The sequence below is a fragment of the Hyphomonas sp. genome (assembly GCF_018402285.1).
GTDB lineage: Bacteria > Pseudomonadota > Alphaproteobacteria > Caulobacterales > Hyphomonadaceae > Hyphomonas.
The window spans coordinates 653,290-665,524 of sequence record NZ_JAGYJH010000003.1 but is presented as its reverse complement, the minus strand read 5'-3'; the positions used below and the strand labels follow the sequence as shown (position 1 = coordinate 665,524).

13 protein-coding genes are annotated in these 12,235 nt (G+C 62.7%); 4 read left to right on the top strand and 9 right to left on the bottom strand.

Annotation, left to right across the window (positions count from 1 at the left end; genetic code table 11):
* Positions 1 to 49 precede the first annotated feature (49 nt).
* From KG722_RS05915 to KG722_RS05905, 3 genes are all read right to left on the bottom strand, one after another.
* Entirely contained in the window at positions 50 to 1,210 is a 1,161-nt protein-coding gene (locus tag KG722_RS05915) for a phosphoserine transaminase (RefSeq protein WP_366910221.1), read from the bottom strand.
* A gap of 112 nt (positions 1,211 to 1,322) precedes the next feature.
* The gene (locus tag KG722_RS05910) at positions 1,323 to 1,961 is read right to left on the bottom strand and encodes a lysoplasmalogenase family protein (protein WP_213270681.1); all 639 of its coding nucleotides are present in this window, start codon (positions 1,959 to 1,961) and stop codon (positions 1,323 to 1,325) included.
* The gene (locus KG722_RS05905) at positions 1,958 to 2,359 is read right to left on the bottom strand and encodes a YkvA family protein (RefSeq protein WP_213270679.1); all 402 of its coding nucleotides are present in this window, start codon (positions 2,357 to 2,359) and stop codon (positions 1,958 to 1,960) included. Before KG722_RS05905 ends, KG722_RS05910 begins: the two co-directional genes overlap by 4 nt.
* A gap of 65 nt (positions 2,360 to 2,424) precedes the next feature.
* Between KG722_RS05905 and KG722_RS05900 the strand changes: the two genes are divergently transcribed.
* The 3 genes from KG722_RS05900 to KG722_RS05890 all read left to right on the top strand — a co-directional run bounded on the left by KG722_RS05900 (position 2,425) and on the right by KG722_RS05890 (position 5,288).
* Positions 2,425 to 3,207 (top strand): SDR family NAD(P)-dependent oxidoreductase, encoded by a 783-nt coding sequence (locus KG722_RS05900; RefSeq protein WP_213270677.1) that lies wholly within the window; start codon positions 2,425 to 2,427, stop codon positions 3,205 to 3,207.
* A gap of 134 nt (positions 3,208 to 3,341) precedes the next feature.
* A complete protein-coding gene (locus KG722_RS05895; RefSeq protein ID WP_213270675.1) occupies positions 3,342 to 4,019 on the top strand; it encodes a nitroreductase family protein in 678 nt (225 codons plus the stop codon).
* Positions 4,020 to 4,112: 93 nt separating this feature from the next.
* On the top strand, positions 4,113 to 5,288 hold the full coding sequence (locus KG722_RS05890; RefSeq protein WP_213270673.1) for an acetyl-CoA C-acetyltransferase: 1,176 nt from the start codon (positions 4,113 to 4,115) through the stop codon (positions 5,286 to 5,288).
* 60 nt (positions 5,289 to 5,348) lie between these two features.
* Here KG722_RS05890 and KG722_RS05885 read toward each other — a convergent pair whose 3' ends face one another.
* The 4 genes from KG722_RS05885 to KG722_RS05870 form a co-directional block, all read right to left on the bottom strand.
* Positions 5,349 to 5,816 carry a MaoC family dehydratase gene (locus KG722_RS05885; RefSeq protein WP_213270671.1) on the bottom strand — a complete coding sequence of 156 codons (468 nt, stop codon included), beginning with the start codon at positions 5,814 to 5,816 and terminating at the stop codon, positions 5,349 to 5,351.
* Positions 5,817 to 5,993: 177 nt separating this feature from the next.
* Positions 5,994 to 6,755, bottom strand: a complete 762-nt coding sequence (locus KG722_RS05880) for a vWA domain-containing protein (RefSeq protein ID WP_213270669.1) — start codon at positions 6,753 to 6,755, stop codon at positions 5,994 to 5,996.
* A 173-nt stretch (positions 6,756 to 6,928) separates the two neighbouring features.
* Positions 6,929 to 7,615: a vWA domain-containing protein gene (locus KG722_RS05875; RefSeq protein WP_213270667.1), complete on the bottom strand. Its 687-nt coding sequence runs from the start codon at positions 7,613 to 7,615 to the stop codon at positions 6,929 to 6,931.
* A gap of 108 nt (positions 7,616 to 7,723) precedes the next feature.
* Positions 7,724 to 8,614 (bottom strand): acyl-CoA desaturase, encoded by an 891-nt coding sequence (locus KG722_RS05870; RefSeq protein WP_213270665.1) that lies wholly within the window; start codon positions 8,612 to 8,614, stop codon positions 7,724 to 7,726.
* 233 nt (positions 8,615 to 8,847) lie between these two features.
* On the opposite strand from KG722_RS05870, the gene KG722_RS05865 reads away from it, so the two are divergent.
* A complete protein-coding gene (locus KG722_RS05865; protein ID WP_213270663.1) occupies positions 8,848 to 10,098 on the top strand; it encodes a hypothetical protein in 1,251 nt (416 codons plus the stop codon).
* Here the strand turns inward: KG722_RS05865 and KG722_RS05860 are convergent.
* The gene (locus tag KG722_RS05860) at positions 10,071 to 11,120 is read right to left on the bottom strand and encodes a lysine-2,3-aminomutase-like protein (protein WP_213270661.1); all 1,050 of its coding nucleotides are present in this window, start codon (positions 11,118 to 11,120) and stop codon (positions 10,071 to 10,073) included. The two genes, KG722_RS05865 and KG722_RS05860, sit on opposite strands and share 28 nt — an antisense overlap.
* Complete coding sequence (gene epmA / locus KG722_RS05855) at positions 11,117 to 12,160, bottom strand: EF-P lysine aminoacylase EpmA (RefSeq protein WP_213270659.1); 1,044 nt, start codon at positions 12,158 to 12,160, stop codon at positions 11,117 to 11,119. Before epmA ends, KG722_RS05860 begins: the two co-directional genes overlap by 4 nt.
* Positions 12,161 to 12,235 lie beyond the last annotated feature (75 nt).

Below are 12,235 nucleotides of genomic sequence, written 5' to 3'. Positions count from 1 at the left end.
AGTCCTGGCGTCCTGGAGCGGCTGGACAGCCACCCCGGAACGCCGGATTTCAAAGCTTTGCCGCTTCTTCCTGGAAGGCCCAGTCGAGCCAGGGGAGAAGCTTCTTCACATCCGACGGCTCAACCGAGCCGCCGACCCAGATGCGCAGGCCCGGGGGGGCCTTGGCGTAACCGGCAGCGTCAAAGCAGGCATTCTCCGTCTCCAGACGTTTCATCATCTTCTTGATGAAATCGCGCTGGCCGGCCTCATCGAGGGCGGCGACGCGGGCATCCTTGATCAGGAAGGTCACGCCCGTGTTCGAGCGGACCGAAGCGTCCTTGCAGAGGAACTCGACCCAGTCGGATTTGCCCTCCCATTCTGTGAGAATGGCAAGGCTTTCATCCGAGCGGGCTTTCAGTTTCTTCCAGCCGCCCAGACGCTCCACCCAGTCGAGTGCCTGAAGATAGTCTTCCACACAGAGCATGGAGGGGGTGTTGATCGTGGCGCCCTGGAAAAGTTCCTCGTCGATCTTGCCGCCCTTGGTCATGCGGAAGAGTTTCGGGAGGGCCCGGTCAGGCGTGTAGGTTTCAAGGCGCTTCACCGCGTTGGGCGAGAGGATCAGCATGCCATGGGCCGCTTCCCCGCCGAGGCATTTCTGCCAGCTATAGGTGATCACATCGAGCTTTTCCCAGGCGATATCCTGGCTGAAGGCGGCCGAAGTGGCGTCGCAGATGACCACCCGGTCGGGGTTGGGCCTGATCCAGTCCGCGTCCCGCACGCGAACGCCCGACGTGGTGCCGTTCCAGGTGAAGATGATGTCGGCATCTTCGCGGGCCATGGCGAAGTCAGGCAGCTGGCCGAACTCGGCAACATGGGTGTTGCAGTTTGCCAGCTTCAGCTGTTTGACCGCGTCGGTCACCCAGTCCTGCCCGAAGGCTTCCCAGGCGAAGACGTCCACAGGCCTGGCGCCGAGCATGGACCACATGCACATCTCCACGGCGCCGGTATCGGAGGCCGGAACGATGGCGACGCGGTAGTCGTCCGGAATGCCGAGGATCAGCTTGGTGCGATCAATCGCAGCTTTCAGCTTCTTCTTGGCGTCGCCGGAACGGTGCGACCGGCCGAGGGCGGCGGTGACAAGGTTCTGCAGCGAGAAACCGGGATATTTTGCGGTGGGGCCCGACGAAAAATGCGGGCAAGCAGGGCGCACGGCCGGCTTGGCGGTGGTCACGGTCATCTGTTTTACTCCTATCCTCACAGATAGGCTGGGCGCCGTTGGGGGCGCCTGGCCCGCCGCGTCTGTCGCATAGTTTCGGTGTCAGCACAAAGGGGGGCTGCGTGAATTATTTTGCAAGAAAGCCCAGGGCGATCAGCATCTGACCGAAAAAATACAGATTCCACAAGGATATGGACGCCAGCCAGCGCGGTGTCTCACCGGTTGGCCTGCGGAACAATTCATTCGCCAGAATGGCATCGGAAGCGATGAACATGAGCGCCCCGATGAGCACGAGGCCAAATCCGGGCGGCAGGGCGATGGCACCGGCGCCCATCACCAGAATGACCGCTGCATAGGCCAGCACAGGCAGCCGCAGCGGCCCGAGCGAGGGGGAAAGCCAGAAGACATACCCTGCCCCGGCAAATACCAGCACGCCCCGCGCCAGATAGTTCATCAGGTCGCCGCTGACCTGACCGGCCGACCAGAACAGGCCAACGTAAAAGACATGCCCAATGAAGAAAGCGGCCATGCCGGGGATCAGCCAGCGCTCGGTACGGCCCGCAAGGAAGGCGTCCCCCAGCGTGCACGCCGCAAGCCCCGCGACCAGCAGCGGCGGCGCGCCCGCCCAGGCAGCTGCAACGGTCAGAATGACCATGCCGGAAATCTTCAGGAGAAGTTTCGCCGGGCTCGGCGGGCTTCGGCTCAGCGTAAAGCCGTAGACAACTGCCAGCAGGCCCGCGATCCCAAGCGGCAGCCAGAGCGTCACGGAGCGTCCCGCACAGGCTCCGGCAGGTTCAGGAGCTTGCGCGCCAGGGAGCGATGGCTCTCCCTGACATGCATGCCGACGACGCTGAGCGCGGTGGCCAGCACCGTCGCGTCGTCTGTAAAGCCAAGGCCAACAACCACATCCGGCACCATATCAATGGGCAGCACGAAATATGCCGCCGCGCCGAAGAGGACCGCCTTGGCCTTTACGGGTGTGCGCGGATCTCGCGCGGCGTAGTAAGCGGCGGCCAGATCATCGGCAAAGGGCACTTTCCCCGCCAGCCGCATAAGCTTGGGGACCAGGCCCCTGGCCAGGCGTTCATTCCGCTGGATGGTCTTGGGAAGGTATACGTTCCCCTGCCCTTTGACCGTCTCGATGATTTCCGCTGCGTCAGACATTGCGCTCTCCTAGGGTCATTATAATTGAAGTTCGCAGTTTTCGGAAACAGGGAGGGCAGTGCCCCATGGAACTCAATTCAAACATCTCCGCCGTCATCACCGGTGGCGCTTCGGGTCTCGGCGCGGCAACCGCCCGCAAACTGGCCAGCTACGGCGTCAAGGTCGCCCTGTTCGACCTCAACGCTGAAAAGGGCGAAGCGCTGGCAAAAGAGCTTGGCGGCGTCTTCTGCAATGTCAACGTCACCGACGAAGCCTCTGTCGATGCCGGCTTTGCAACATCCCGCGCAGCCATCGGCCAGGAGCGTATCCTGATCAACTGCGCCGGCACCGGCAACGCCATCAAGACCGCCAGCCGCGACAAGAACACCGGCAATATCGACCATTTCCCGCTGGATAAGTTCAACCTGATCATCCAGATCAACCTCGTCGGAACCTTCCGCTGCATCGCCAAATCGGCCGCCGGCATGATGAGCCTCGACCCGCTGCCCTGCGGCGACCGCGGCGCCATCGTCAACACCGCCTCCGTGGCAGCTGAAGATGGCCAGATCGGCCAGGCCGCCTATTCGGCGTCCAAAGGCGGGGTTGTCGGCATGACCCTTCCGATCGCGCGTGACCTCAGCCGCGAGAACATCCGCGTCAACACGATCCTGCCGGGTATCTTCAACACGCCGCTGCTGGCCGCCGCTCCCGAGCCCGTCAAGCAGGCCCTCGGCGCGCAGGTTCCCTTCCCGCCGCGCCTCGGCAACCCGGAAGAATATGCCTCGCTGGCTGCTGAAATGTGCCGCAACAACTACTTCAACGGTGAAGATGTGCGTCTCGACGGCGCCATCCGCATGGCGCCGCGCTAAGCGCTCACCCCTCGCCTGACAGAAAGCCCGCTCGAGCGAGCGGGCTTTTTTGTTTGCCCCGGCGTCAGGGGATGCCAGCGCGGCCTGCTGCGCTAAGCTCTGGGCAGCTATCACAGTTCGGGGAGGCGTCGGCCGTGGAATTTGATGATGTTGTCCGGGGGCGGAGAAGTATCCGCGGGTTCCTGAACAAGCCGGTGCCCAGGGCGCTGATCCGGGAAGTTCTCGAGATCGCCATGCGCGCGCCCACCTCGCTGAATACCCAGCCCTGGAACTTCTATGTGGTCTCCGGCGACGTGCTCGACCGCATCCGCAAGGGCAATGTGGAGCGCAATCTGGCCGGTGTTCCCGACAGCCGGGAATTCCGGATGGGGCCAGGCTATGAGGGCGACCATCGCAAGCGCCAGATCGAGATCGCCATTCAGCTGTTCGAGGCGATGGGCATCGAGCGGGACAACAAGGAAAAGCGGATGGACTGGGTGCTGCGCGGTTTTCGCCAGTTCGATGCGCCTGTCTCGATCGTCGTAACCTATGACCGCTCGATCCAGGGAAGCGACATCGCCCCGTTTGACTGTGGCGGCGTCGTCAACTGTCTCGTCAATGCCGCCTGGAACAAGGGGCTGGGCTGCGTGATCAACTCACAAGGCATCATGCAGAGCCCGGTGGTGCGCGCAGAGGCCGGCATTCCCGATGATCAGGTGATCCAGACCTGCGTGGCGATGGGCTGGCCCGACGAGAGCTTCCCGGCCAATGCCGTGGTCTCGCGGAGAAAGTCTGTCGACGAGGCGGCCGTATTTCTCGGTTTCGACGACTGACGCCATTTCTGCTCACCCCTGCCCCGGCGTGAGCGCTGGCGCAGCCCCGAGGGCGCAGTAAACTCAGCGCTTCAGCCAGGAGGAGCACAGAGCATGGCGACCGCATATATCGTAGCAGCAAAACGCACGGCCGGTGGCCGCAAGAACGGCGCCCTTGCCGAATGGCATCCCGGCGACCTCGGCGCGCAGGTTCTCAACGCCATCGTCAGCGAAGCCGGCGTGGACCCCAAAGCGATCGAAGACGTTATCATGGGCTGCGTCTCGCAGGCCGGTGAACAGGCCGGCCAGATCGGACGCACGGCTGTGCTTGCTTCCAACCTTCCCAATTCCGTCCCTGCCGTGACGATTGACCGCCAGTGCGGCTCGTCCCAGCAGTCGATCCAGTTTGCAGCGCAGGCCATCCTGTCGGGCACGCAGGATCTCGTGATCGCGGCCGGCGTGGAAAGCATGACGCGCTGCCCGATGGGCATCAACGCGCGCGCCGGAAAGGTGTTCGACATTCCCACCGACCCGACGCCGGTGTCGGTCAAGGAAAAGTTCGGCATCAAGCATTTCAGCCAGTTCGTCGGCGCCGAGATGATCGCCAGGAAGCATGGCCACAGCAAGGAACAGCTCGATGCGTTCTCGGTCGAGAGCCATCGCCGCGCGGCCGCCGCCACCCGGGCCGGCGCGTTTGCCAACGAAATCGTCGTCATCAGGGGCCGCAATGGCGAAGGCCAGGAAGTGATGCACGACAAGGATGAGGGCATCCGCTACGATGCCAGCATGGAAGGCATGGCCAGCCTCAAGATCCTGATGGACGACGGCATCATGACCGCGGCCAATGCGAGCCAGATCTGTGATGGCGCCTCGGCCGTGATGATCGCTTCGGAAGCTGCCATCAAGGCGCACAACCTCACGCCGCTGGCCCGCATTCACAATGTGACCGTTACGGCGGGTGACCCGGTCATCATGCTGGAAGAGCCCCTCTTCGCCACAGATCGCGCGCTGCAACGCGCCGGCCTCAGGATCGGCGACATCGACCTCTACGAAGTCAACGAAGCCTTTGCGCCCGTGCCGCTGGCCTGGCTCAAACATGTCGGCGCCGACCCCTCCAAGCTCAACGTCAATGGCGGCGCCATCTCGCTCGGCCACCCGCTGGGCGCCTCGGGCACCAAGCTGATGGCGACGCTGGTCCACGCCCTGCGGGCGCGCGGCGGCAAATATGGCCTGCAGACGATGTGTGAAGGCGGCGGCGTCGCCAACGTCACGATCATCGAAGCACTCTGATCTGATAACGAACGGAATTGAAGGAACGCCGGGCCGAGGGGCCTGGCGTTTCCTTTTGCGCTATTCGGTATCGAGTTCGGGATCGCGCACCTGGATCAGCCCGTTGGAGACCATCGTCATCACAACTTCGTTGTTCTGATTGTAGACGGTCTGCTTTGATTTGGAGAGACCCATGTCCCGGCGGCTTTTCATCCGGCGCTTTCCGACAAGCTCCATCTCCACCCGGAGTTCGTCTCCCGGAAAGACGGGCTTCACCCAGCGCAGCTCATCAATCCCCGGCGAGCCAAGACCGGCGGTCGGCTCCATGTCTTTCCAAGTCTCGACCATCATCCGCATCGCCATGGCGCCGGTGTGCCAGCCGGAGGCCGAGAGGCGCCCGAAATGGGTCTTTGCGGCGGCTTCGTCATCGAGATGGAATGGCTGGGGATCATATTTGGAGGCAAACTCGATGACTTCTTCCCGGGTCACCTTGTAGGTGCGCGAGGACCGGGTGACCGTGCCAACGATCATATCCTCATAATATTTCATGGGCTCAATCCGCTTGCTGTGAACCCCTTCCCTGAAGCGGGATCGGCCCTCGAAGGCAAGCGTGACGCAGCGGAAAAGGCAAGGCCCGCCCCCGGGGATGGGACGGGCCGCCTCTCTTACGGTGACTTCGTTCGTGGCAAGCCGGGCGCCTTCCCCGGAGAGACCCCGGGGGCCGGCTCAGTTGCCGCCCTTGCGCTCCTGAACACCGGCTTCGTCGGCTGCAGCGCGGTCTTCAGCGTTGAACTCGACAGCCGGCGCAGCGCCCTTGCCGTAGGCGCGGGCTTTCTGGGCGAGGGAATCCATCGACCTTTCCATACGGCCCTGACCGACAGCCATGGTCTTGGAAGCAGCCATGCCGACCGCTTCGGCATCATTGAAGCTGGCAAACTCTGCGCCGAGGAAGATCACTTCCCATCCCCGCGCCTCGGCGCGGTCAAGCGCTGCCTTGGCGCCTTCGCGGGTGAATTCCTTCGAGGAATTCTCCAGTCCATCGGTCATGATCACGATGACGGCTTTTTCCGGATTGTCGACTTCAGCGCGCGTGATCATCTTGCCGATGGCATCAAACAGAGGCGTCATGCCGCGCGGGTTTGCTTCATCATTGCTGATGGTTTTCCAGGCCGAGGGATCAACCTTGTCGCGCAGTACATCGAACTGCATGCCATCCTGATAGTCGAAAACGGCGACTGTCACGGCTGTGTTTATATCAGCCCCGGCAATCTCCGTCCCCGGAGCATCTGCGGCGAAACTGCCGGCATAGGCGTTGACCGAAGACAGCGCTTCCTCCCAGATGTCGGACATCGATCCTGTGCGATCAAGGAGGATGTAGGACTGCACGGTATCGGCCTTGGAGGGCTTCACCGGCAGAACCTTTGCGGAAGCTGTCGCGGCCAGTGCAGCGCCTGCGGCCAGAGCGATGATGGAATGAATGAGTTTCATGGCGGTCGTCCCTTCCCAATTGCGTTTGTGGGGGAAAGCTGCGCCCCGAATGCGGCACGTCTGTGTCACGAATCGGGAATAGAAAAGAAAAGGGCCGCCTTTTGAGGGGCAGCCCTTGCGAAACTGAACAGGCATTCAGACTTCGCGGGATTTCCGGCCTGTCCGGGGACAGATCAATTGCCTTTGCGGCGCTTCACGTCTTCTTCACCCGCTTGCCGGCGATCCTCCTCGGTGAAGTCCACTGAGGCGGCTTCGGCAGAGAAGTAACGACGGCTCTTGGAGGCGAGACTACGCATGGAACGGTCCAGATTGTCCTTCGACATCGCCATGGTTTTGCCAGCTGCCATGCCGATGGACTCTGCGTCCGTGAACTTTGCAAATTCGGCGCCGAGGAAGACCACTTCCCAGCCCCGGGCCTCTGCCCTGGCAAGCGCGGCTTTTACGCCGTCCCGGGTGACTTCGCGCGACGCGTTCTCTTCCCCGTCCGTCATGATAACAAGGATCGCCCGCTTGGGATTGTCTGCCTCAGCGAGGGCCACCATCCGGGCCACCGCATCAAACAGCGGCGTCATGCCCCGGGGGCTCGCCTCTGCGCTGGTAACGGGCTTCCAGTCTTTGGCCGACGCCGCCGTGCGAAGCAGATCAAAATGCAGACCGGCCTGATGGTCGAACACAGCCAGGGTAATCCGGTCGTCTCCGCCAGGGGGCCGGCCGCCCTCGGGAGTGAACAATCCGTCGGCATAGGCGTTCACCGAGCCGAGCGCCTCTTCCCAGATCGCGGACATCGATCCTGTCCGGTCAAGGAGGATATAGGCATGGCTCGCAGCAGCTTCGCTGGAATGGTCGGATGAATTGGGCATGGGTAGTCCTCCTCTGAAGCGCCCCAAGCCAGACCCATTCAAATGGGAAAGCGCCCCTCCGGTTAAAGAGGGGCGCCCGGGAATTTTTATGCTGCGGCTATGTGGTGCTCAGGCGAAGCGCGGGGCGATCTTCAGATCCTTCACCCAGCCGATCTTCTCCAGAAGGAGCAGAACCGTGCCGTTATAGTCAACGATCCGGTTCCAGACGCCCTTGCGCGGACGGTGCAGGGCGCTCTGGGGCTCGTCATGGTGATGATCGTGAAAGGCTTCCCCGCCCGTCAGCAGCGCCATCAGATGGTCGGCCCAGACAGGCGTTTTCAGGTGTCCGAGCACGTTGATGCCGTAAACGGTGGCATGAAACTGGATCGCACGGCCAATGACGACGCTGGCATGCAGCAGCGCCGTGAGGACAAGCGAGCCCCCTGCCGCCCAGACGATCAGATAGATAACGGCTGGTATGACGAAGTGAATGACGATGCTGATCTCGTTGTAGAAACGGTCCATCCAGACGATCACGGGGTGCTGCTTCAGCCAGGCAGCCATCGGGCGGGCGGTATCCTTGCGGTCCCGGAACAGGATCCAGCCAACCCATGCCCAGCGCTTGGACTCGAAGGGATTGTGCGGATCGCCGGGGCCGTCGGCAAAGCGGTGGTGCTGTGAGTGATAGTTCACCCAGTCGCGCAGATTGCCCTGCATGGCGATGATGATGTTGAGCATGGTCAGGACCTGGGCGGGCCATTTCATCTCCCCGGCCCGGTGCTGGAGGATCCTGTGCATCGGGCCAATGCCGAGATTGCACCAGAAGACCGAGAAGGCGATCACGCCAAAGGCGGTCGGCAGGTACCACCAGTGGAAGGTCAGCTCGCTGACAAAGACGCCCAGCAGGACCATGGTCGTGAAAAGGGCTACCCCCAGGACAGGATAGCCAAACGCCGAGAAAAAGCTCGGCACGTCAAACGTTTTCCAGTTTTTCGGGATCGCGACGGAACGCGGTATCATTTCAATATAGTCCTCTCATGGCCGGCCAGATATGGCGCGGCACTCCCCCATATAGGAAAGGCAATCTCACGTTGGCTGCCTTAATACCTGATTAAGATGTCTCAGCGGGGGGTTAAAGTTGAAAATGCGCCTCCACTGCGTTCCATTCGCATTTGTGATCGCATTGCCTCAGGCAGGTGACGGTGACAGGCAGTTTCCTCTATGCGTGAAGTCCGGATGTGAAGGGGGGCGACATGGCCGACGAGCGCCAATTGAAGGAATTGCAGCGGGTTGCCGAGTTGCTGGGACTGGATGACGACGTCAGCCAGGATACCTGCGAGGCCCGCCTGCCCTGCCCCCTGCACGAAGAATGCGCCGCATCTGGCGACAACAACCTTATCCTGAACTGGCAGAAACACGCTTATGTGTGCAGTGGAACGGGGGACCAGGGCTCCCTGCGGGACCTGATCCGGCAGCTTGAGACCGCCCGGGCGCCAGACAGGGTCCCGGCCGTGCGGGACGCCCTGGCGCTTGGACCGCGCGCGGACGCACTCACGCGACCCGGCCCGATAGATGCTGAATTCACCGAAGTGACCCGCGCGGCCAATCCCGTGCTGAAAACCGAGGCCAAAGTGCTTCAGCTCAGGCCCGAGCAGAGATTGCCGACGCCTGAAGAAATCCAGGCCGAACGCGCCGAGCGGCGCGCCGCCCTGAAAGCGCAGCAAGCGGAAAAACGCCGGGGCCGCAGCGAGCGGATGATCATCGGCGCGCTCGCCCTGGTTTTCCTGCTGGCAGGTCTTGGCGCCGCCGGCCTGTCGGGTTTTGCAAACTACCAGGCCTTTTCGTCGACGGTCGCCGATCCCGTTCAGGGCCGCATCTGGGGCTGGGCGGGCGTCATCGCCGCAATCATCTCCTTCGGCGGATTTACCTTTGTCTACTGGCACGGCGCCAACCGGCGTTTCAAGGAAGCCGCTCGGGCTTTGCTGTTCGCCCTTGTCGGCGCCGGCGCCTCGATTCTGGGGACCGAAATCTACATTCGCGGAAATGCCGAAGCCTCTGCAGCCATTATCGAGACGGCCAGTTCCAACCGGGCCGTGCTGGAATCCCAGATCGCGGACTGGCGACGCCAGCTGGAGGGCATTCCTCCCGAAACCCGCTCGGTTGAAGGGCTGGAAGCCTACATCGCCGAGGTCGAAAGGGTTGGCCGCACCGAGCAAAAACCCTATCGCGACGCGCAGAATGAACTCGGCCTTGCAAAGCGCAGGGACGATCTGACCGCCCGGATTGAGGCGGCCAATGCCGAGCTGCTGGGCCAGGGATCGGGCAATATCCTTCTGCAGGCAGACCGTCGCGCTGCCCTGCCAAGCTGGCTGTTTGCCGCGTTGCTGGAACTGTTTTCCAGCCAGGCGACCTCAATCGGGTGTGTGGCGCTGCTCCTGCTGGCGGGCGGACGCACGCGCGAGCAGAAAGAGCAGGCCTATTCGGTCTCCCCCGGCAGCAGGTAGGCCGCATCGTCCCTGCCCCGCAGACGGAAGCCATCGCCGCGGCGCTCGATATCGGGCAGGTTCATCACGGCCTTGGAAACCCCGCCGGGTATGTCGGCGACATAGTGCGGGGTGGCAAGGCCCGACAGCTCATCCCGCAGGCGGCGCACCAGTGCCTGGCCTTCCTCCACCGGCACCCGGAAATGCGAAGTTCCCGGCGCAGCGTCCAGCTGGTGCAGGTAATAGGGCTTGATCCCTGCGGCCAGGAAAGCGCGCATCAGGTCTGCCAGGTCCTCAAAACGGTCATTCACGCCGCGTAGCAGGACAGTCTGGGACACCAGCGAAATCCCCGCCTCTGCCAGCCGCCGGACTGCCCTGACCGCGTCCGGGGTGAACTCCCGCGCGTGATTGGCGTGCACGGCAACGAACACCGCTTTCGTCCGGCTCCGGATCGCTTCGACAAAGTCCGGCGTGATACGTTCCGGCGCGGCAACGGGCACGCGCGTGTGCCAGCGTATGACCTTCAGCTGCTCGATCGCCTCAAACCGGCGGGTGATCTCGCCTGCCCGGGTCGCCGAGAGGATCATCGGGTCGCCGCCCGTCAGGATCACCTCGAATATTTCAGGCCGCTGCGCGATATAGGCAAAAGCCGCTTCAAGCTCTGCCTTGCCGAGCGGCGCGCCCTTTTCCGGTCCCACCCGCTCCCGGCGAAAGCAGAAACGGCAATAGACCGGGCAGGTCGAGGTTACTTTGAGAAGCACCCTGTCGGGATAGCGGTGAACGATACCCGGCACCGGGCTGTGCGCTTCGTCCCCGATAGGATCGTCCACTTCTCCGGGCCTTGTATACAGTTCGTCCTTTGACGGAACATATTGGGCGCGGATCGGGTCGGCCGGATCCGACCTGTCAATCAGCCCGGCGAGCGGCGCAGGCAGGGCGATCACATACTGCTCCGCCACGCGCGCAATCATATCCATGTCGCCGGCCGGAATGATACCGGCAGACAAAAGGTCTTCAGGGCTCCTGAATGTGACCGGCTTCATATGTCCTGCTCCTGCGAAACGGCAGGCGGGGTCCAGAGCACATCGTTGATCGAGGCAGCGCCGCTTGCCAGCATCACCAGACGGTCAAAACCGAGGGCAACCCCGCTCGCTTCCGGCATATGCGCAACGGCAGAAACAAATCCTTCATCCAGCGGATACCTTTCACCATAGAGGGCCTCCTTGAGGTCCATCTCGGCGCGCTGGCGCGCTTCAAGCATAGTGGCATCGGTCAGCTCCCGGTACCCATTCGCAAGTTCAACACCGCAGGCGTAGAGCTCAAAACGTTCAGCAAACCGCGGATCATCCGGTACGGGCCGGGATAGCGCCGCCTCGCTGACCGGGTAGCGATAGAGGAATGTCAGGCAGTCCCTGCCGAGATGGGGCTCGATCCGGGTGACAAGAATGGCGGAGAAAACATCCGTCCAGCTGGCCCCCTCGGCAACGCCGACCCCGGCGGCAAGGGCGCCAGCGCGCAGACGGCCGGCGTCTTCCAGACAGTCCACCAGATCGATCTTCGCAAACCGGTCAAACGCTTCGGCCACAGTCATCTTTTCAGGCTCGGCAAAAGGATCACAAACCTCGCCCTTCCAGAGGAGCTGACGGGTGGCGCCCGCGGCCGCAGCCGTCCGGGCAATCGCGATGCAGTCGTCCATGACATCTGCCATGCCCGCGCCCGCGCGGTACCACTCCAGCAGGGTGAATTCCGGCGCATGGCGCCCGCCCGCCTCCCGGTTGCGGTAGGCCCGGGCAAAATCGAAAATCCGGGTTTCCCCGGCAGCCAGCAGCTTTTTCATGGCAAATTCAGGGGAGGTGTGAAGGTAAAGAGAACGGGTCTGTCCGTTCTCGAACACAAACTCGGTCCTGAAGGCGTGAAGATGGGCCTCATTGCCGGGCGAAACCACCAGGGCGCCGCATTCTGTCTCGAGAAACCCTTCTGCTTCAAACCATTGGCGCAGGGCAGCCTTGATCTGTCCCCGGGCCAGCAAATGGCTACGGCGGCGGGCATGTTCCTCAGGATTCCACCATCCAGATGCGTCCATAGGGGCTGTTCCAGGGGTCAAGGGTCGGGCGCGACCGGCCGGGCCAGACTGAAAAGCCACAGCATGCGGCTGGCC

What these genes read in the sequence shown, in the direction of transcription:
- KG722_RS05900 (WP_213270677.1), top strand. Translation starts at nt 2,425, where the DNA reads ATGGAACTCAATTCAAACATCTCCGCCGTCATCACCGGTGGCGCTTCG.
- KG722_RS05865 (WP_213270663.1), top strand. Translation starts at nt 8,848, where the DNA reads ATGGCCGACGAGCGCCAATTGAAGGAATTGCAGCGGGTTGCCGAGTTG.
- KG722_RS05875 (WP_213270667.1), bottom strand. Translation starts at nt 7,615, where the DNA reads ATGCCCAATTCATCCGACCATTCCAGCGAAGCTGCTGCGAGCCATGCC.
- KG722_RS05880 (WP_213270669.1), bottom strand. Translation starts at nt 6,755, where the DNA reads ATGAAACTCATTCATTCCATCATCGCTCTGGCCGCAGGCGCTGCACTG.
- KG722_RS05885 (WP_213270671.1), bottom strand. Translation starts at nt 5,816, where the DNA reads ATGAAATATTATGAGGATATGATCGTTGGCACGGTCACCCGGTCCTCG.
- KG722_RS05905 (WP_213270679.1), bottom strand. Translation starts at nt 2,359, where the DNA reads ATGTCTGACGCAGCGGAAATCATCGAGACGGTCAAAGGGCAGGGGAAC.
- KG722_RS05860 (WP_213270661.1), bottom strand. Translation starts at nt 11,120, where the DNA reads ATGAAGCCGGTCACATTCAGGAGCCCTGAAGACCTTTTGTCTGCCGGT.
- KG722_RS05890 (WP_213270673.1), top strand. Translation starts at nt 4,113, where the DNA reads ATGGCGACCGCATATATCGTAGCAGCAAAACGCACGGCCGGTGGCCGC.
- epmA (WP_213270659.1), bottom strand. Translation starts at nt 12,160, where the DNA reads ATGGACGCATCTGGATGGTGGAATCCTGAGGAACATGCCCGCCGCCGT.
- KG722_RS05870 (WP_213270665.1), bottom strand. Translation starts at nt 8,614, where the DNA reads ATGATACCGCGTTCCGTCGCGATCCCGAAAAACTGGAAAACGTTTGAC.